Here is a 21,706-nt window from a genome sequence, read left to right on the forward strand (position 1 = left end):
AGTCAGGACCGGTTCCTAGGGGTGCCTAAGGGTGTGGGCCTCCAGGGATCGTCATTACCGTGAGAAAAAAAGGTGGAAAAACGGTGTCGGTCGAAAGTGGAGATGCGTGGATGAACGGGCACGGATCCGAATCAGCCCTGGCACGACTGCTCGCCGAGGCCGCACCGACGCAGCACCGCAGACTCGTGACGGATCTGGTGCGCACCGCCGTGACCGAGGCGGTCGAGGCGGCCAGGCCGGGCACCTCGCAGACCCTGGACCCGTCCGTACCGCTCGCGGAACAAGGGCTCGACTCGCTCGCGGCCGTCGACCTGCACCGGAGGCTGACCGAGCGGACCGGCCTCGACCTGCCGGTCGGCCTCGCCTACGACTGCCCCACCGTGCGCGATCTGGCCGACCGGCTGCTGGCCGGGGACGGTGCCGCCGACGGGGCCCCGCCGGAGCCGGCCGGTGACGGCCACACCGACGAACCCGTGGCGATCGTCGGCATCGGCTGCCGCTTCCCCGGGGGCATCGAGACCCCGGCCGACCTCTGGCGCCTGCTGACCGACGGTGGCGAAGTGCTCTCGGACTTCCCCCGGGACCGGGGCTGGGACCTGAAGCAGCTGTTCGACGAGGACCCGGACGTCCCCGGCAGCACCTACGCCCGCACCGGCGGATTCCTCGACACGGCAACCGAGTTCGACGCCGAGTTCTTCGGCATCAGCCCGCGCGAGTCGATGGCCATGGACCCGCAGCAGCGACTGGTCCTGGAGACCTCCTGGCTGGCCCTGGAGGACGCCGGCATCGACCCCACCGCCCTGCGCCGCACCGCGGCCGGCATGTTCTTCGGGGCCGAGGTCCAGGAGTACGGTCCGCGCCTGCACGACGCGCCGGACGGACTCGACGCCCATCTGCTGGCCGGCAACGCCTCCAGCGTCATCTCGGGCCGCGTCGCCTACGTGCTGGGCACCGAGGGACCGGCCGTCACCGTCGACACCGCCTGCTCCGCCTCCCTGGTCGCCATCCACCTGGCCTGCCGCTCGCTCCTGCAGGGCGAGTCGTCACTGGCGCTGGCCGGCGGGGTCGCCGTGATGGGCGGGCCCGGCGTCTTCACCGCGTTCAGCAGGCAGCGCGGTCTGTCCGCGGACGGCCGCTGCAAGGCCTTCGCCGCCGCCGCGGACGGTACGGGCTTCGCCGAGGGCGTCGGCGTCCTCGTCCTGGAACGGCTCTCCGACGCCCGCCGCAACGGCCACCAGGTGCTTGCCGTCGTACGGTCCTCCGCCGTCAACCAGGACGGTGCCTCCAACGGGCTCACCGCCCCCAACGGCACCGCGCAGCAACGGCTGATCCGCCGGGCGCTGGCCGTCGCCGGACTCGGACCCGCCGACGTCGACGTGGTGGAGGCACACGGCACGGGCACCCGCCTCGGCGACCCCATCGAGGCGACCGCGCTCCTGGCCACCTACGGGCAGGGCCGCCCGGCCGGAGCCCCGCTGCTGCTCGGCTCGGTCAAGTCGAACCTGGGCCACACCCAGGCCGCCGCGGGCGTGGCCGGCGTGATCAAGACCGTCCTCGCCATGCGGCACGGTCAGGTCCCGGCGACCCTGCACGTCGACGCCCCCACTCCGCACGCCGCCTGGGCGTCCGGCAGCGTGGAACTGGTCACCGAGCCGAGGCCCTGGCCCCGGACCGGCCGCCCCCGCCGGGCGGGTGTCTCCTCCTTCGGCGTGAGCGGCACCAACGCCCACGTCATCCTGGAGCAGCCGGGCCCCGAGGACCACGCCGAGGACCCGGCCGGTGTCCGGGCCCCGGACCCGGAGGCGGCGCACCTCACCCACGGGAGCGATGCGGGGAACGCCCCCGACGGTGTCCAGGTCCCGCTCGTCTTCCCGCTGTCCGCCCGTGGCGGGGCCGCCCTGCGGGCCCGTGCCGCCGACCTGCTGCCACTGGCCGGCACCACGGAACCGGCCGTCCTCGCCCACGCCCTGGCCACCACCCGCGCCGCCCTGCCCGACCGGGCCGTCCTCGTCGCCGCCGACCGCGCCGAACTGCGGGCGGCGCTCACCGCCGTGGCCTCGGGCAGCACCCCGGCAACCGGGCGGACGGGCGGCGAGCTCGGCTTCCTGTTCACCGGGCAGGGCAGTCAGCGCCCCGGCATGGGCCGCGAACTGGCCGACGCGTACCCCGCGTTCGCCGACGCCCTCGACGACGTCTGCGCCCACTTCGACCTCCAGCTCCCCAAGCCCCTCAAGAGCGTCCTGTTCGCCGGTCCGGACACACCCGACGCGGAGCTCCTGCACCGCACCGAGTACGCGCAGCCGGCCCTGTTCGCCGTCGAAGTCGCCCTCCACCGCCTGCTGGAGAGCTGGGGGATGCGCCCCGATCACCTGGCCGGTCACTCCGTCGGCGAGATCGCCGCCGCGCACGTGGCCGGGGTCCTCACCCTGCAGGACGCCACCATCCTGGTGGCCGCGAGAGGCCGGCTCATGCAGGCGCTGCCCGAAGGCGGCGCCATGGTCGCTGTCCGCGCCGGCGAGAGCGATGTCGCGCCGCTGCTCACCGAGCGCACGGGCATCGCGGCCGTGAACGGCCCGGCCTCCGTCGTGATCTCCGGCGACCTGGACGACGTCGAGCGCATCGCCGGTGAACTCGCCGCCCGCGGGCACGACACCAAGCGCCTTCGCGTCAGCCACGCCTTCCACTCGCCGCTGATGGAACCGATGCTGGACGAGTTCCGCCGGGTGGCGCGGGTACTGGACTACACCGAACCCACCGTGCCGGTCGTCTCGACCGTGACCGGCGCCCCCGTCGGCCGCGAACTGTGCGATCCCGAGTACTGGGTGGCACACGTCCGCGCCCGGGTCCGCTTCCACGACGCCGTGCGGTGGCTCTCCGACGCCGGAGTCCGGACCTTCCTGGAGATCGGCCCGGACGCGGTGCTCACCGCCATGGGACCGGACTGCGCGGACGCTCCCGGCACAGCCTTCCTGCCGGTGCTTCGGCGCGATCGGCCCGAGGCCCGCGAGGCCGTCACCGCGCTCGCCACGGCCCACGCCCGCGGCGTTCCCGTCGACTGGGCCCGACACCACGCCGGCCGGGACGCCCGCCGCGTCGAACTGCCCGGCTACCCCTTCCAGCGGCGCCGCTTCTGGCTGGAGCCGGGCACCCCCGCCGACGCGGCCGGCCTGGGGCAGATCGCGGCCGGACACCCGCTGCTGGCAGCCGTGGTCGCGGTCGGCGCGGAGGGCGTCGTCCTGACCGGACGCCTCTCCACCCGCACGCACCCCTGGCTCGCGGACCACGTGATCGCCGGGCGCGTACTGATGCCCGGCACCGCCTTCGTCGAACTCGCCCTGCGGGCAGGCGACCACGTCGGCGCCACCGAGCTGGAGGAACTCACCCTCGGCGCCCCGCTGGTGCTCGCCGCGGACGAGCACGTCGCCGTCCAGGTGGCCGTCGGGGAACCCGACGACTCCGGCCGCCGCACCGTCACCGTCCACTCGCGCGCCGACGAGGACGCGCCCTGGACCCGGCACGCGGCCGGCCTGCTCACCGACGCCGCCCCCGCCGAGCCGGCCGCCCCCGCCGAGCCGGGGGCCTGGCCGCCGCCGGACGCCGTACCCCTGGACACCACGGAGGTCTACGCGCACCTCGCCGACCAGGGTTACGCCTACGGCCAAGCCTTCCAGGGCCTGCGTGCCGCCTGGCGGCACGGCCAGGACGTCATCGCCGAGGTCGCCCTGTCCGGGGAGGCCGCGGGGGACGCCGCGCGCTTCGGACTCCACCCCGCGCTGCTGGACGCCGCGCTGCACGCCGCCGACCTCGACGCCCCGCCGCGCGGCGAGGTACTGCTGCCGTTCGCCTGGACCGGTGTACGCCTGCACGCCACCGGCGCCTCGGCCCTGCGCGTACGCATCACCCGTGGCGACGGCGACACCATAGGCCTGCACCTGTCCGACACCACCGGTGCCCCCGTGGCAGACGTCGAGGCCATGACCTCCCTGCCCGTGCCCGACGAGGACGTCCTGTACGCCGTGCAGTGGTCGCCGCACCCCCGGCCGGCGGCCACCGAGCCCCTGCGCACCGCCGTCCTCGACGGAGCCCACCCGGCCGGCCCGTCCGACGACGGTCCGGCCGGGGACGCGCTCGCCCGTGCCGTGGACGCGCTGCTCGACGCCCCCGCCGCGGACGCCGTGGTGTACCGCCCGGCCGGCCCCGCAGGAGCCGAGGCCACCGAGGCCCGCGCCCACGTCCTTCGCACCCTGCGCCTGCTGCAGACCTGGCAGTCGGACGAACGGGCATCCGGAACCCGCCTCGTCCTCGTCACCCCGCCCGCCGGCCCCGCCCACGCGGCCGTACGCGGTCTGTTCCGCTCGGCACAGGCCGAGAACCCGGGCCGTTACGTCCTCGTCGAGCACGACGGCCTGCCCTCCGAGGCGGAGCTGCGCCAGGCGCTCGCCACCGGGGAGCCCGAACTCTCCCTCAGCGGAGGCCGGTTCGCCGTGCCCCGGCTGGCCGCCGAGCCGGCTGCCACACCCCGGCCGACGGCCGAGTGGGGCACCGTCCTGATCACCGGCGGCACCGGCGGTCTCGGCGCTCTGCTCGCCCAGCACCTGGTGCGCGCCCACGGTGTCACCCGTCTGGTTCTGGTGGGCCGCCGGGGACACGCCCCCGAACTGCACGCCGAACTGACCTCGCTGGGCGCCGAGGTGACCGTCGCCGCCTGCGACGTCGGCGACCGGGAGGCGCTGCGCGACCTGCTGGCCCGGCACCCGGTCGACTCCGTCGTCCACGCCGCGGGCACCGTGCGCGACGGCATCGTCGAGAGCCTCACCGACGACATGGTCGACGAGGTCTTCCACGCCAAGGTCGACGGCGCCTGGCACCTGCACGAACTCACCCTCGACCGGGACCTGTCCCACTTCGTGCTGTTCTCCTCGCTCGCCGCCGTCCTCGACGGACCGGGCCAGGGCAACTACGCCGCCGCCAACGCCTACCTGGACGCCCTCGCCGCCCACCGCGCGGCGCACGGACTGCCCGCCACCGCCCTCGCCTGGAGCCTCTGGGCCACCGGCACCGGCATGGGCGCCGCACTGGACGCCGCGGCCCTGGAGCGCGTCGCCGCGTACGGGGTCCCCGGGCTGTCCGCCGGACACTCTCTGCGGCTCTTCGACGCCGCGATCCGTTCCGGCAGCCCCCACCTCGTCCCCGTGGAGATCGACGCCGCAGCCGTACGCCGGCGGCCCGGCGGCCCGCCACCGCTGCTGAGCGGCCTCGTCCGCCCCGTCACCCGCCGGGCCGCCGCCCACACGGCGCCCCACCAGGAGCGCGGACTGGCGCAACTGCCCGCCGCCGACCGGGAACGCGCCCTGCTGGACCTGGTCCGCACCGAGGTGGCCGCGGTCCTGCGGCACGACTCCCCGTCCGCCGTCGACCCCGGGCGGGCCTTCACCGAGCTGGGATTCGACTCCCTGGCCGCCGTCGAACTGCGCAACCGGCTCAACACCGTCACCGGACTGCGGCTGCCGGCCACCCTCGTCTTCGACCACCCCACCTCGCGCGCCCTCGCCGACCACGTCCGGGACGCCCTCTTCGGGACCTCGCGGCCGGCCGGCGAACCCGCCCCCGGACCGCGCCCCGCCGACAGCGACGACCCCGTCGTCATCGTCGGCATGGGCTGCCGCTACCCCGGTGGCGTCCGCTCCCCGGAGGACCTGTGGCGCCTTGTCGCCGATGGCGTCGACACGGTCGGCGACTTCCCCGCCGACCGGGGCTGGGACACGGACACGCTGTACGACCCCGAGCCCGGCACCCCCGGCCGCACCTACACCCGCGAGGGCGCCTTCCTCTACGACGCGGCCGACTTCGACCCCGGCTTCTTCGGCATAGGTCCGCGCGAGGCCACCGCCATGGATCCGCAGCAGCGGCTGCTGCTGGAGGTCTCCTGGGAGGCGCTGGAGCGCTCCGCCATCGACCCGGCGGCCCTGCGCGGCTCACGCACCGGTGTCTTCGCGGGCGTCATGTACCACGACTACGGCACCTGGCTGACCGAGGTCCCCGACGACCTCGCCGCCTACCTCGGCAACGGCAGCCTCGGCAGCGTCGTCTCCGGCCGTGTCGCCTACGCCCTCGGACTGGAGGGACCGGCCGTCACCGTCGACACCGCCTGCTCCTCCTCGCTGGTCACCCTGCACCTGGCCGCGCAGGCCCTCCGACAGGGCGAGTGCGACCTCGCGCTGGTCGGCGGCGTCACCGTCATGTCGACCCCGGACACCTTCGTCGACTTCGCCCGGCAGCGCGGCCTGGCCGCCGACGGCCGCTGCAAGTCGTTCGCCGCGGCGGCGGACGGCACCGGCTGGGGCGAGGGCGTCGGCATGCTCGTCGTCGAACGCCTCTCCGACGCCCGCCGCAACGGCCACCGGGTGCTGGCCACGGTGCGCGGCTCCGCCGTCAACTCCGACGGCGCCTCCAACGGCCTGACCGCTCCCAACGGTCCCTCCCAGCAGCGTGTCATCCGCGCCGCGCTGAGCGCCGCCGGGCTCACCACCGCCGACGTCGACGTGGTCGAGGCGCACGGCACCGGTACGACCCTCGGCGACCCGATCGAGGCTCAGGCGCTGCTGGCCACCTATGGACAGGAGCGCCCGGACGACGAGCCGCTGTGGCTGGGCTCCGTCAAGTCCAACATGGGGCACACCCAGGCCGCCGCCGGAGTCGCCGGCATCATCAAGATGGTCATGGCGATGCGGCACACCACCCTGCCGCGCACCCTCCACGTCGACGCGCCCTCGCCCCAGGTGGACTGGACGGCGGGCGCGGTGCGGCTGCTCACCGACGAGCGGCCCTGGCCCGCGCCGGACCGGCCGCGCCGCGCCGGTGTCTCCTCCTTCGGGATCAGCGGGACCAACGCCCACGTCATCCTGGAGGAGTTCACCGCCGGGGAGCCGGAGACCGCGGAGCCCGACCCGGCCACCGTGCCGCCCGTGCCCGCCCTCGCGGTCTCCGCGCGCTCGCCCGGGGCACTGCGCGGCCAGGCCGCCCGGCTGCGCGACCTGACCGGCGTCGCACCCGCGGACCTCGGCCTGGCCCTCGCCACCACCCGCACCACCCATCCGCACCGCGCCGTCGTCCTCGCCACCGACGAGGCGCGGACCGCGGAAGCACTGGACGCCCTGGCCCGGGGCCACGAGGCGCCCGGCCTGCTCGTCACCGGTGCCGCCACCGACGGAACCCTCGCCCACCTGTTCTCCGGGCAGGGCGCCCAGCGGCCCGGCATGGGCCGCGACTGGTACGACGGCTACCCGGTCTACGCCGAACACTTCGACCGCGTCGCCGAACTCTTCGCCAAACACCTGGAACGGCCGCTCGCCGAGGTGGTCCTCGGCGACCACCCCGACATCCTGGAGCGGACCGCCTACACACAGGCCGCCCTCTTCACCACTCAGGTCGCCCTCCACCGCCTGCTGGAGTCCTTCGGGGTGCGGCCCGCCTGGCTGGCCGGTCACTCCGTCGGCGAGTTCGCCGCCGCGCACGTCGCCGGGGTCTGGTCACTCCAGGACGCCGTGACCGCCGTCGCCGCACGCGGGCGGCTCATGCAGGCGCTGCCCACGGGCGGCGCGATGATCGCCGTACAGGCCTCGGAGGAGGAGGTGAGGCCGCTGCTTGACGAACGGTGCGGCATCGCCGCGGTCAACGGCCCGCGCGCCGTGGTCGTCTCCGGCGAGGAGGACGCCGTCACCGCCGTCGCCGCGCGCTTCGCCACCACCCGGCGGCTGCGCGTCTCGCACGCCTTCCACTCCCCTCGCATGGAGCCCATGCTGGAGGAGTTCCGCCAGGTCATGGCGGCGCTCCCGGCCGCGGAACCGGCCCTGCCGATCGTCTCCACCCTCACCGGCGCCCAGGCGACGGCCGCCGAACTCGGCTCCGCCGACTACTGGGTGCGGCACGTACGGCAGACCGTGCGCTTCGCTGACGCCGTCGGGACGCTGGCCGCGCAGGGCGTCGACACCTTCCTCGAACTGGGCGCCGCACCCGTCCTGACGGCCATGGGACCGGACTGCCTCCCCGACGCCGAGGGCACCGCGTTCGTCCCCACGGCCCGCAAGGACACCGCCCAGGTCCCCGGCCTGCTCGCCGCGCTGGCCGCCGTGCACACCCGGGGCACGGACGTCGACTGGCCGGTCCTGTACGACGGTTACGCGGGCCGCCGCACCGAACTCCCCACCTACGCCTTCGAGCACCGCCCCTACTGGCTGCCGACGACCGCCGCCCGGGGCGACGCCGCCGGGCACGGGCTCGCTACCGCCGACCACCCGTTCGTCAGCGCCCGGCTGGACCTGCCCGGTGACGGCGGCACGCTGCTCACCGGACGGATCTCCACCGCCACCCACCCGGTACTCACCCAGCACGCCGTCCTCGGATCGGTGCTGGTACCGGGCGCCGCCCTGGTCGACCTCGCCCTGCACGCCGGCCGGCTGACCGGCCGGCCCGTCCTGGAGGAACTCACCCTCCAGGCCCCGCTGGCGCTCCCCGGGGACGGGGCCGTGCATCTCCAGGTCGCCGCGCGGCCCGACGGCTCCGTGGAGATCCACTCCCGGCCCGGGAACGCACCCGAGGACGAGGACTGGACGCGGCACGCGACGGGCACCCTCACCGCCGCCGGCGCCCTCACCGGCACGGAGACGGCACCGGACGGTGTCTGGCCGCCACCGGGCGCCGTCCCGATCGACACCGCCGGCCTCTACCCCCGTCTGCACGGCGAGGGCTACGACTACGGGCCCGTCTTCCGCGGCCTACGAACCGCCTGGCGGCTCGGCGACACCGTCCTGGCCGAGCTGGAGCTGCCCGCCGACGCACGGCAGGACGCCGCCCGGCACACCCTGCACCCCGCACTGCTGGACTCCGCCCTGCACACCACGTCCCTCGCCGGGGAGGACTCCGGCGACGACACGCCCGCCGGCACGATCGCCCTCCCCTTCGCCTGGACAGGGGTCACCGCGCACGGCCGGGGTGCGCTCACCGCACGCGTCCGGGTCACCCCGCGGCAGGAGGGCACCCGGATCGAGCTGACGGACACCGAGGGCAGGCCGCTGGCCACCGTCGAGTCCTACGTCACCCGCCCCGTCGACGCCGACCGGCTCACCGGACGTGTGCGTTCCCTCTACGTCACCGAGGGCGAACCGCTGCCGGACGCCGCAGGGCGCCCCGAGCGCCGCACCTGGGCCGTGCTCGGCCCGGACGACGCCGGTCTCGGCGCCCCCGCCCACCCCGGACTGGCCGCGGTCGACGGCCCCGCGCCCGATGTCGTCGTCCTCCCGGTACAGGCCCCGCACCACGACGCGGAGCAGGTGCCGGGGGCGGTGCGCAGCACGCTGGACGCGACCCTCGCGACCGTCCAGGAGTGGCTGGGCGACGAGCGGTGGGCCGGCTCGGTGCTGCTGGTCCTCACCGCCGGCACCCTCGTCGACGCCGCCGTGCACGGACTCGTACGGGCCGCCCAGGCCGAGGACCCGGGCCGGATCGTCCTCGTCGGCCGGACCGGGCCCGACAGCTCCCTGCCCGACCGCGCCGCGCTGGCCGCCGTCCTCGACTCCGGTGAGCCGGAGGTGCTGTGGCGGGACGGCCGGGCCCACGCACCGCGCCTGACCCGCGCCGCGGAACCGGACGCCCCGCGCACCCGCCGCCCCTGGGGCACCGTCCTGGTCACCGGCGGCACCGGAGGGCTCGGCGCCCTCGTGGCCCGCCACCTCGTCACCCGGCACGGCGTCACCCGCCTCGTCCTCGCCGGCCGCCGGGGGCCCGACGCCCCCGGCGCCGCCGAACTGGCGCAGGAACTGGCCGCCCTGGGCGCCCGCACCGACCTCGTCGCCTGCGACGTCGCCGACCGGGCCGCACTCGCCGCCCTGCTCACCGCCCACCCCGTCGACAGCGTCGTGCACACCGCCGGCGTGCTCGACGACGGGCTGGTCCTCTCCCTCACCCCCGAGCGCCTGGACACCGTGCTCCGGCCCAAGGCGGACGCCGCCTGGCACCTGCACCAGCTCACCCTCGACCGGGACCTCTCCCACTTCGTGCTGTTCTCCTCGGCCGCCGGCACCATCGACGCCACGGGCCAGGGCAACTACGCCGCCGCCAACGTCTTCCTCGACGCCCTGGCGGCCCACCGCGCCGACCGGAACCTCCCGGCGACCTCGCTCGCCTGGGGACTCTGGGCCGGCAGCGGCATGGGAGCCGGCCTCGACCGGGACGACGTGCAGCGCATCGAACGGTCCGGCATCGGCGCGCTCGACCCGGCCGAAGGGCTGGAACTGTTCGACGCGGCCCTGGAGTCCGGGCTCCCCGCCCTGGTGCCGGTCCGGCTGGACACCGCCGCGCTGCGCCGCCGCGGTGACGACGTACCCGCCGTGCTGCGCACCCTGGCCGGTGTCACCGCCCGCGCGGCGCAGGACGACCGGACCCGCACACTCGGCGAGCGCCTGGCCGGGCTGCCGGAGGCCGACCACGGGCACACGGTGCTCGAAGCGGTCCGCACCGAGGTCGCCGCCGTGCTCGGCCACGACGGACCCGCGGCCGTCGACCCCCGGCGCGCCTTCACCGAGCTGGGCTTCGACTCGCTCGCCGCCGTCGAACTGCGCAACCGGCTCAACGCCGTCAGCGGGCTGCGTCTGCCCTCCACCCTCATCTTCGACTACGCCACCCCGTCGGCCCTGGCGGACCACCTGCTCGAACGGTTCGCCCCGGACGCCGCCCAGGAGCCCGCCGACCCGCGGGCCGACGACGAGGTGCGGAACCTCATCGCCCGCATCCCGGTCGCGAGGATCCGCGAGGCGGGACTGCTCGACGGACTGCTGAGACTGTCCGGGTCCGCACCGGCCGAGGCCGCCGCCGAGCAGCCCATGGACATCAAGTCCATGGGCGTGGCGGACCTGGTGCGGGCCGCCCTGAACCGCAGCACCCCCGAGTGACCCGCCCCGGTGCCGGACGCCGCGCCGCGTCCGGCACCGGCGATCCGCTTCCGGCGCACCACGACCGCATCTCCACCTTCACCGCATCATCAGCGCCGCCGAGTCAGCAGGGAGCGACACCGACCGTGGACACATCTGTCGAGCAGATCGTCGAGGCGCTGCGCGAGGCCATGCTCGAGAACGAGCGGCTGCGCCGGAACAACGACCGGATCTCCGAAGCGGCGCACGAGCCCGTCGCCGTCGTCGCCATGAGCTGCCGCTACCCCGGCGGCGTCAGCACGCCCGAACAGCTGTGGCAGCTGGTCGACGCCGGAGTGGACGCCGTGGGTGACTTCCCCGCGGACCGGGACTGGGACGTCGACGCGATCTACGACCCCGACCCCGACGCGCCGGGCCGCACCCATGTGCGAGAGGGCGGATTCCTCCACGACGCACCGCGGTTCGACCCGGGGTTCTTCGGCATCAGCCCGCGCGAGGCCGTCGCCATGGACCCGCAGCAGCGGTTGCTGCTGGAGACCGCCTGGGAGGCGTTCGAACGCGCCGGCATCGACCCGCACACCCTGCGCGGCAGCCGCACCGGCATCTACGCCGGCGTCATGTACCACGACTACGGCAGCTGGCTCACGGATGTTCCCGAAGGCGTCGAGGGTTACCTCGGCAACGGCAACCTCGGCAGCGTCGCCTCCGGCCGCGTGTCCTACACCCTCGGGCTGGAGGGCCCGGCCGTCACCATCGACACCGCCTGCTCCTCCTCGCTGGTCGCCCTCCACCTGGCCGTGCAGGCTTTGCGCACCGGTGAGTGCGGCCTCGCCCTGGCCGGCGGCGTGACCGTCATGTCCACCCCCGACACCTTCATCGACTTCTCCCGCCAGCGAGGCCTCGCCCTGGACGGCCGCTGCAAGTCGTTCGCGGAGGGCGCGGACGGCACCGGCTGGGGCGAGGGCGTGGGGATGCTGCTCCTGGAACGGCTGAGCGACGCCCGACGCAACGGCCACCGCGTGCTCGCCGTCGTACGGGGCACCGCCGTCAACCAGGACGGCGCCTCCAACGGCCTGACCGCTCCCAACGGCCCCTCCCAGCAACGCGTCATCCGCGCCGCCCTCGCCGACGCCCGCCTGGAACCCCGCCAGGTCCATGCCGTGGAGGCACACGGCACCGGCACCCCGCTCGGTGACCCGATCGAGGCCCAGGCTCTCCTGGCCACCTACGGCCAGGACCGCGAGGAGCCGTTGTGGCTGGGCTCGGTGAAGTCCAACATCGGGCACACCCAGGCCGCCGCCGGAGTCGCCGGAGTCATCAAGATGGTGATGGCCATGCGCCACGGCCGGCTGCCCCGTACCCTTCACGCCGGACGGCCCACCACCCAGGTCGACTGGGAGGCCGGTGCCGTCGAACTGCTCGCCGAGCCACGTGAGTGGCCCGCCCCCGGAGAGCTCCGCCGCGCCGCCGTGTCCTCCTTCGGGATCAGCGGCACCAATGCCCACGTCATCGTCGAGGCGGCCCCCGACCCCGAGCCGCGCGACGAGGAACCGGTCTGGGACCGCCCCCTCCCCCTGGTGCTGTCCGCCCGTGACGAGCCGGGACTGGCCGCGCAGGCGCGCCGCCTCCTGGACCACCTGGAGGCCGGCACCGATCCGGTGCCCGACGTCGCCCACACCCTGGCCACCACCCGCGCCGCCCTGGACCGGCGGGCCGTCGTGGTCGGCGCGGACCTGGCCGCGGTGACCGCCGGCCTCACCGCCCTGGCCGAGAGCGACCCGGCGTCCGGCGTGGTGCGCGGCGCACCGGCGGGGGAGTCCCGCATCGCGTTCGTCTTCCCCGGACAGGGCTCCCAGTGGGCGGGTATGGCCGCCGACCTGCTGGACGCCTCCCCGGTGTTCGCCGCCACCATGGCCGACTGCGCCGAGGCCCTCGCGCCCTTCACCGACTGGGATCTCCTCGGGACCGTGCGCGAACGCCGCCCGCTGGAACGGGTGGACGTCGTGCAGCCGGCGCTGTGGGCGATCATGGTGTCCCTGGCCGAGGTGTGGCGTGCGCACGGTGTGCGTCCCGCCGCCGTCATCGGCCACTCCCAGGGGGAGATCGCCGCCGCCTGCGTGGCCGGCGCGCTCAGTCTCTCCGACGGAGCCCGCGTCGTGGCCCTGCGCAGCCAGGCGATCGCCGAGGCGCTCTCCGGCCAGGGCGGCATGATGTCGGTGGCCCTGCCCGAGTCGAGGGCACGCGAACTCGTCGCCGCCCACGACGGGCGGGTCGCCGTGGCCGCGGTCAACGGCGCCTCCTCCGTGGTGCTCTCCGGGGACACGGACGCCCTCGACGCCCTGCGCGAGACGATCGTCGCGGACGGCGGACGCGCCAAACGGCTGCCCGTGGACTACGCCTCGCACTGCGCCCACGTCGAGTCGATCCGCGAACGGCTCCTCACCGACCTCGCGGACGTACGGGCGCGTCCCGCCGACGTGCCCTTCTACTCCACCGTCACCGACAGCGTGCTGGACACCACCACGCTGGACGCCGGTTACTGGTACACCAACCTGCGCCGGAGCGTCCTGTTCGAGCCGACCACCCGGACCCTGCTGGCCGCAGGCTACGGGGTGTTCGTCGAGTGCAGTCCGCATCCGGTCCTGCTCAACAGCATCGAGGAGACCGCCGACGCGGCCGACGCGGCCGTCACCGGTCTCGGCTCACTGCGCCGTGACGACGGAGGTGCCGAACGGCTCCTCACCTCGCTGGGCGAGGCGTACGTGGCCGGCGTCCCGGTCGACTGGTCTCCGGTGTTCGCCGGGATGCCGGTGCGGACCGCGGACCTGCCCACCTACGCCTTCCAGCGTGAGCGCTACTGGCTCGGCCGGTCGGCGGCCGCCGGCGACGTCACCGCCGCAGGCCTCCGGGGCACCGGTCACCCGCTGCTGGGCGCGGCCGTCCCGGTCGCCGGCGGCGGCACGCTGTTCACCGGCCGGCTCTCGCTGTCCACCACGCCCTGGCTGGCCGACCACGCGGTCTCCGGCACCACCCTGCTGCCCGGCACCGCACTGGTCGAGCTTGCGCTGAGCGCCGGCCACGACCTCGGCTGCGGGCACGTCACCGAACTCACCCTGCAGGCACCTCTGTTGCTGCCCGAGCGGGGCGCCGTCCAGCTCCAGCTCCACGTGGCCGCCGCCGACGGCCAGGGGCACCGCGCGGTGACCGTCCACTCCCGTCCCGAGAGCGCCGACGAGGCCGCCTGGACCCAGAACGCCTCGGGTCTCCTCGCACCGCAGTCCGCGCCGCCCGCCTTCGATCTCGCGGCCTGGCCGCCCCCCGGCGCCGAGCCGGTCCCGGTGAACGACGCCTACACCGAACTGGCGGCCCTCGGTTACGACTACGGTCCGGCCTTCCAGGGCCTGCGCGCGGTCTGGCGGCGCGGCGACGAGACGTACGCCGAGGTCGAACTGCCCGCCGAGGCGGAAGGCTTCGGTCTGCACCCGGCCCTCTTCGACGCCGCCCTGCACGCCGACGGCCTCGGCGCGCACGGCCAGGAGACGGCCCGGCTGCCCTTCGCCTGGACCGGTGTGTCGCTGTACGCGGCCGGGGCCACCGCCCTGCGGGTCCGCCTCCGCGGCGGCGACACGCTCTCCCTGGAGCTGGCCGACCCCACCGGCGCTCCGGTCGCCGCCGTCGAGGCCCTGGTCTCCCGCCCGGCCGACGGCGGGGCACTGGCCTCCCAGGTCCGCGCCGACGACCTGTACCGGCTGGACTGGCCCGTTGTGCCCGTACCGGATGCCGCGGCCCCCGCGCACACCGTCCTGGCAAAGGGCGGCACGGCCGAGCTCGCACCGCTGCCCGGCTGGGTGGTCCTGCCGGTGGCCGGCGGCGAAGACCCGGCGGCATCGGTGCGCGAGGCGACCGGACTGGTCCTGACCGCCCTGAAGGACTGGCTGGCGGACGAACGGACCGCCGAGGCCCGCCTGCTGGTCCTCACCTGCGGCGCGGTCACCACCGGTGAGGAGGCCCCCGTCGACCTGGCGGGCGCCGCCGTCTGGGGCCTCGTCCGCGCCGCCCAGGGCGAACACCCCGACCGCATCGTCCTCGTGGACACCGCCCCCGGGACGGCGGACGACGATCGGATCGCCGCCGCCGTGCGCGCCGCCGCCGCGAGCGGCGAGCCGCAACTGGCCCTGCGGGGTGACACCGTCCGGGTGCCCCGACTGGCCCGCGCCGACGTACGCGGGAGCGCCGCCACGCTCGATCCCGACGGCACCGTACTGATCACCGGCGGAACCGGCGTGCTCGGCGCCGTGGTCGCCCGGCACCTCGCCACCGGACACGGCGTGCGCCGTCTGGTCCTGGCCGGGCGCAGCGGCACCTCGGCGGACGACTTCGCCGACCTCGCCGAGTCGGGCGTCAAGGTCGTCGTCGCCCGCTGCGACGCCGCCGAGCGCGACGACCTGGCCGCACTCCTGGCCGACGTACCCGCCGCGCATCCCTTGACCGCCGTGGTGCACCTCGCCGGCGTGCTCGACGACGGGCTGGTCACCGACCAGACCCCCGAGCGCCTGGACGCCGTGCTGCGGCCCAAGGCGGACGCAGCCTGGAACCTGCACGAACTCACCCGGGACATGGACCTCGCGGTGTTCGTGCTGTTCTCCTCGGCCGCCGGCACCGTCGACGGAGCCGGACAGTCCGGATACGCCGCCGCCAACGCGTTCCTCGACGCCCTCGCCGCGCACCGTGGCTCCCTGGGGCTGCCGGCGCTCTCGCTGGCCTGGGGCTTCTGGGAGCAGCGCACCGGCATGACCGCCCACCTCACCGACGCCGACGTCGAGCGCATGACGCGTGCGGGAGTCCGGCCCCTGCCCACCGAGGAGGGACTGCGGCTGCTCGACGCCGCGTTCGCCGCCGACGAGCGGCTGCTGCTGCCCATCGGCCTGGACCTGCGTGCCCTGCGCGGCGCCGACGGCGTACCCACCCTGCTGCGCGGCCTCGTGCCCGCCCCCGTCCGCCGGGCCGCCGCCGCCCGGACCGCCGGGCCCTCGCTCGCCGACCGGCTGGCCGCCCTGGGCCGAGCCGAACAGGACGCGGAACTGGTGGAGTTGATTCGCACACAGGTAGCCGCGGTCCTCGGTCACGGTGCCGACATGGTGCTTGACCCGCGCCGCTCCTTCCGTGAGGCCGGGTTCGACTCGCTGACCGCGGTCGAACTGCGCAACCGTCTGGGCGGCGCCGTCGGTATGCGGCTGCCCGCCACCCTCGTCTTCGACCATCCCGACGCCGACGCCCTGGTGAGATATCTGAGGACGGAACTCCTCGGCGCCGACGCCGCGGAAGCTCCCGGCGCCGTGGTGCCGGGGACCGGGCACGCGGCGGACGAGCCAGTGGCGATCGTCGGCATGGCCTGCCGCTACCCCGGCGGTGTCACCACGCCCGAGGAGTTCTGGCGGCTGCTGGCCGACGGCGCGGACGGCATCGGAGACTTCCCGGACGACCGCGGCTGGGACCTGGACACCCTGTACGACCCGGAACCAGGCAAGCCCGGCCACTGCAGCACCCGCTCGGGCGGATTCCTCTACGACGCCGCCGACTTCGACCACGACTTCTTCGGCATCGGCCCCCGTGAGGCCCTCGCCATGGACCCGCAGCAGCGGCTGCTGCTGGAGACCTCCTGGGAGGCCCTGGAACGCGCCGGCATCGATCCGCACAGTGTGCGCGGCAGCCGCACCGGGGTGTTCGCGGGCGTCATGTACCACGACTACGGCAGCCGGCTGCGCGACGTCCCCGAGGCCGTCCGCGACTACCTCGGCAACGGCAGCCTCGCCAGCGTCGTCTCGGGCCGGGTCGCCTACGCCCTCGGCCTGGAGGGCCCGGCCCTCACCGTCGACACCGCGTGCTCCTCGTCCCTGGTCGCGCTGCACCTGGCCGCGCAGGCGCTGCGCCAGGGCGAGTGCACCCTGGCCATGGCCGGCGGCGTCTCCGTGATGTCGACCGTCGACACGTTCGTCGACTTCAGCAGGCAGCGCAACCTCGCCGCGGACGGCCGGGTCAAGTCCTTCGCCGACTCGGCGGACGGCACGGCTCTGTCCGAGGGCGCCGGTGTGCTGGTGTTGGAGCGGTTGTCCGATGCGCGGCGGTTGGGGCATCGGGTGTTGGCGGTGGTGCGGGGGAGTGCGGTGAATCAGGATGGTGCGTCGAATGGTCTGACGGCGCCGAATGGTCCGTCGCAGCAGCGGGTGTTGCGGCAGGCGTTGGTGTCGGCGGGTGTGTCGGCGGGTGATGTGGATGTGGTGGAGGCGCATGGTACGGGGACGGAGTTGGGTGATCCGATCGAGGCGCAGGCGTTGTTGGCGGTGTACGGGGCTGAGCGTGAGGTGCCGTTGTGGCTGGGGTCGGTGAAGTCGAATATCGGGCATACGCAGGCGGCTGCGGGTGTGGCGGGTGTGATGAAGATGGTGTTGGCGTTGGGGGAGGGGGTGTTGCCCCGGACGCTGCATGTGGGTGAGCCGTCGCGGAAGGTGGAGTGGGGTGCGGGGCGGGTGCGGTTGCTGGATGAGGAGCGTTCGTGGGTGCGGGGTGAGCGGGTGCGTCGTGCGGGGGTGTCGTCGTTCGGGATCAGCGGTACGAACGCGCACGTGATCCTGGAGGAGGCACCCGACGACGACACCTCCCACCGGTCGGACGCGCGGATCCCGGCCCCCCTCATGCCCGTCGTCGTCTCGGGGGCCACCCCCGAGGCGCTGGCCGCCCAGGCCGGCCGGCTGCGCGCCGTCGCCGACGAGCGGATCACCGACCTCGTCCGCTCGCTGGCCACGGGCCGCGCCTCCCTCACTCACCGGGGCGCGATCGTCGCCCGTGACCGGGACGGACTGCTGGCCGGCCTGACCGCGCTGGCCGACGGCGCCGCCACCGACCACGTCGTACGCGGCCGGCCCGTCGCCGGCCGCACCGCGTTCCTGTTCACCGGCCAGGGCGCCCAGCGCCCCGGCATGGGCCGCAGCCTGTACGACACCCACCCGGCCTTCCGGCAGGCCCTCGACGAGGTGTGCGAGGCGCTCGACGCCCACCTGGACCGGCCGCTGCGCGAGGTCATGTGGGCCGGACCCGGCACCGACGCGGCCGAGTCGCTCGATCACACGCTCTACACCCAGAGCGCCCTGTTCGCGGTGGAGACGGCCCTGTACCGCACGCTGGAGTCCTACGGCATCCGTCCTGACCGCCTGGCCGGGCACTCCATCGGCGAACTGACCGCCGCTCACGTCGCCGGCGTATGGGACCTCGCGGACGCGGCCCGGCTGGTCACCGCCCGTGGCCGCCTCATGCAGGCCCTCCCCGCCGGCGGCGCCATGCTCGCCGTGGACGCGACCGAGGCCGAGGTGCTGCCGCACCTCGGGCCCGACGTGTCCCTGGCAGCCGTGAACGGCCCGCGCGCCGTCGTGGTCTCCGGTACGCGGGCGGCCGTGGACGCGGTCGCCGCCGCCTTCGCCGTCCGCCGCACCAAGCGGCTGAAAGTCAGCCACGCCTTCCACTCGCCCCTGATGGAACCGATGCTCGCCGAGTTCGAGAAGGCCGCTCGCGAACTGAGCTACGCCGCGCCCGCGATCCCCGTCGTCTCCGACGTCACGGGCACGTACGCCACCGAGGACGAGCTGTGCTCGCCCGAGTACTGGGTGCGTCACGTCAGGGAGGCGGTCCGCTTCGGGGACGTGATCCGGGCCCTGGAGGACGACGGCGTCCGCACCTTCCTCGAACTGGGCCCCGACGCCGTCCTGTCGGCCATGGGCACGCACGCCCTCGCCGACCCGGAACGGTCGGTGTTCGTACCGGCCCTGCGCCGCGAGCGCGACGAGGAGATGACGTTCGCCGCGCTCGTCGCCGCCGCTCACGTCCGAGGCGTGCCCGTCGACTGGCAGCGGATTCACGCCGCCACCGACGCCCGGCGTGTCGACCTGCCGACGTACGCCTTCCAGCGGCAGCGGCTGTGGCTGGACGACGGGCCCGGGGCGGCCACCGACGCCGGCGGGCTCGGCCAGACGCCCGCCGGGCACCCGATGCTCGGCGCCGCCCTCACCCTGGCCGCCGCCGACACCGTCGCGCTGACCGGCCGCCTCTCCCTGGCCACCCACCCCTGGCTGGCCGACCACGCCGTCGCGGGAGTCGTCCTGGTGCCCGGCAGCGCCTTCGTGGAACTCGCCCTCCAGGCCGGCGACCGCGCCGGCTGCCCGCACGTGGAGGAGATCACCCTGGAACGGCCGCTGGTTCTTCCCACGCGGGGTTCCGTGCACCTCCAGGTCACCGCCGCGGCTCCCGACGCCGACGGGCGCAGGCAACTGGCCGTGCACGCCCGGCCCGAGGGAACCGGCGGCGACTGGACCCGCCACGCCACCGGCGTCCTCACCCCACGGACCGCGCCCGAGCCGGCCCCCGTCGGCGTCTGGCCGCCGGAAGGTGCCGTCCCCGTCGAGGTGAGCGGACTGTACGACCACCTCGCCGAGCAGGGGTACGGCTACGGCCCGCTGTTCCGCTGCCTGCGCGCCGCCTGGCGGCTCGGCGACGAGGTCTGCGCCGAGCTCGTCCTTCCCGACGCCGACGCGGCCGACGGATTCGGACTGCACCCCGCGCTCCTCGACTCGGCGCTGCACGCCATCGACCTGCTGGACGGCCAGGACCCGACCGTCATGACCCTGCCCTTCGCCTGGGAGGGGGTCACCCTGCACGCCACAGGTGCCACGGCCCTGAGACTGCGGCTCACCCCGCACGGCACGGACCACATGACCCTGGGGCTGTACGACGCCTCGGGCGCACCGGTCGCCGAGGCGGCGTCGCTGCGCATCCGCCAGGTGACGGCCGAGCAGCTGAACGCGGCCGCGCCCGCCTCCGGAGACCTGTTCGCCCTGCGCTGGACCCCGTCGGACGTGACCGCGGACGGGGTGACGGCCGAGCCCCGCACTCTGACCGTGACCCTGGACGACGCCGCGGACGGCGACCTGCCGGCCCGCGCCCGCGGCACCGCCGTGCGCACCCTCGCAGCGCTCCAGGAACACCTGGCCGAACCGGCGGACGGCACCCCCCTGGTGGTCGTCACCCGGTCCGCGGTCGCCGTCACCCCCGACGGGGTGCCGGACCCGGCCCAGGCCGTCATCTGGGGCATGGTCCGGTCCGCCGCCGTCGAGCACCCCGGCCGGTTCGTGCTGGCCGACACCGACGGTGACGCCGCCTCGTCCACGGCCCTGCCGGCCGCCGTCGCGACCGGCGCGCCCGAACTCGCCCTGCGCGCGGGCACGGTGTACACCCCGGAGCTGACCCGGGCCGACGGGGCCAGGACCGGGCCGGGCATCCCGCTGAACCCCGAGGGCACCGTCCTCATCACCGGCGGCACGGGCAGTCTCGGCCGCCTGGTGGCCCGGCACCTGGCCGAGCACCACGGGGTCCGGCACCTGCTGCTGGTCGGCCGCGGCGGCCGGACACCGGACGCGCGAGAGTACGAGGAGTCCGTCGCCTCCGGCGCGCGGATCACCGTCGCCGCCTGCGACACCACCGACCGCGCCGCGCTGGCCGAGCTGCTGGCCTCCGTTCCCGAAGCCCACCCGCTGACCGCCGTCGTGCACGCAGCCGGCGTCCTGGACGACGGTCTGCTCACCGACCTAACCGCGACGCGCACGGAGACGGTGATGCGGCCCAAGACCGATGCCGCCTGGCACCTGCACGAACTCACCCGCGATCTGGGCCTGGCCGCCTTCGTCCTCTTCTCCTCGGCCGCCGGCACGCTGGGAGCGGCGGGGCAGGCCAACTACGCGGCGGGCAACGCCTTTCTCGACGCCCTCGCCGTCCGGCGGCGGGCGGAGGGGCTGCCCGCCCTGTCACTGGGCTGGGGGCTGTGGGACACCGGTGACGGCATGGCGGCCGGCCTCGGCGGGGCCGAGATGCGCAGGCTGGCCCGCGACGGCATCCTGCCGCTGCCCGCCGGCCGGGCGCTGTCGCTGTTCGACCGGGCCCTGACCACCGACGCACCGTCGCTGCTGCCGATCCGCGTCCAGGTCACCGAGGACGCCCCGGCCCTGGTCCGCGCCCTGGAACCGGCGTCGACGCCCGCCCGGCGGGCCGTCCGGGCGGTGGAGAGCGCCCCGGAGGAGGCGGAGCCGATGGCGCGGCGGCTGGCCGGGCTCGGCGCCGCGGACGGCAGGCGGCTGCTGGTCGACACGGTGTGCCGGCACGTGGCCGGTGTCCTCGGACACGCTTCCGCGGGCGCCGTCGACGCCGAACGTCCGCTGGGCGACCTCGGCGTGGACTCGCTCGCCGCGCTGGAGCTGCGCAACCGCCTGAGCGCCGAGACGGGTCTGCGGCTCTCCACCACCCTCACCTTCGACTACCCGACCTCCGAGGCCCTCGCCCAGCACCTGTTCGAGGAAATGGGCGGGACCGGGACCGACGAGGAACTCGTCGACGTGGAGGGGGAGGTGGTACGCCTGGAGGCGCTGCTGGGTACCGTGCTCGGCTCCGACGGGCTCGACGACGAGCGCCGCGCCCGGGTGGCCGCGCGGCTCAGGTCCCTCACGGCCCGGTGGGACGGCTCGGCTCAGTGGCAGGAACCAGGGAAGGCCGGCGACACCGGGGAGAAGGGGCTGGAAGCGGCCACGGCCGACGAGCTCTTCGGCATCCTCGACGGCGAACTCGGCAGCTTCGACTGACCGGCGGACGCACGGACGGGTGAGCCCGGGGCGCGCGTGCACCGCGCCCCGGGCTCACCCGTGCCCGTCCCGCCCTGTGCCGGGCGCCGGTGCGGGGGCCTGTCC

2 protein-coding genes are annotated in these 21,706 nt (G+C 75.3%); both read left to right on the plus strand.

Features of this window, described 5'->3' with window-relative positions:
* The first annotated feature begins 110 nt into the window (after nt 1-110).
* Nucleotides 111-10,946, plus strand: a complete 10,836-nt coding sequence (locus tag ACZ32T_RS12320) for an SDR family NAD(P)-dependent oxidoreductase (protein ID WP_467366628.1) — start codon at nt 111-113, stop codon at nt 10,944-10,946.
* Nucleotides 10,947-11,071: 125 nt separating this feature from the next.
* Nucleotides 11,072-21,601, plus strand: coding sequence for an SDR family NAD(P)-dependent oxidoreductase (locus ACZ32T_RS12325; RefSeq protein WP_467366630.1), 10,530 nt, complete (start codon nt 11,072-11,074; stop codon nt 21,599-21,601).
* Nucleotides 21,602-21,706: the final 105 nt, after the last annotated feature.

The sequence above is a fragment of the Streptomyces sp. NPDC023573 genome, assembly GCF_055559735.1.

What these genes read in the sequence shown, in the direction of transcription:
- ACZ32T_RS12320 (WP_467366628.1), top strand. Translation starts at nt 111, where the DNA reads ATGAACGGGCACGGATCCGAATCAGCCCTGGCACGACTGCTCGCCGAG.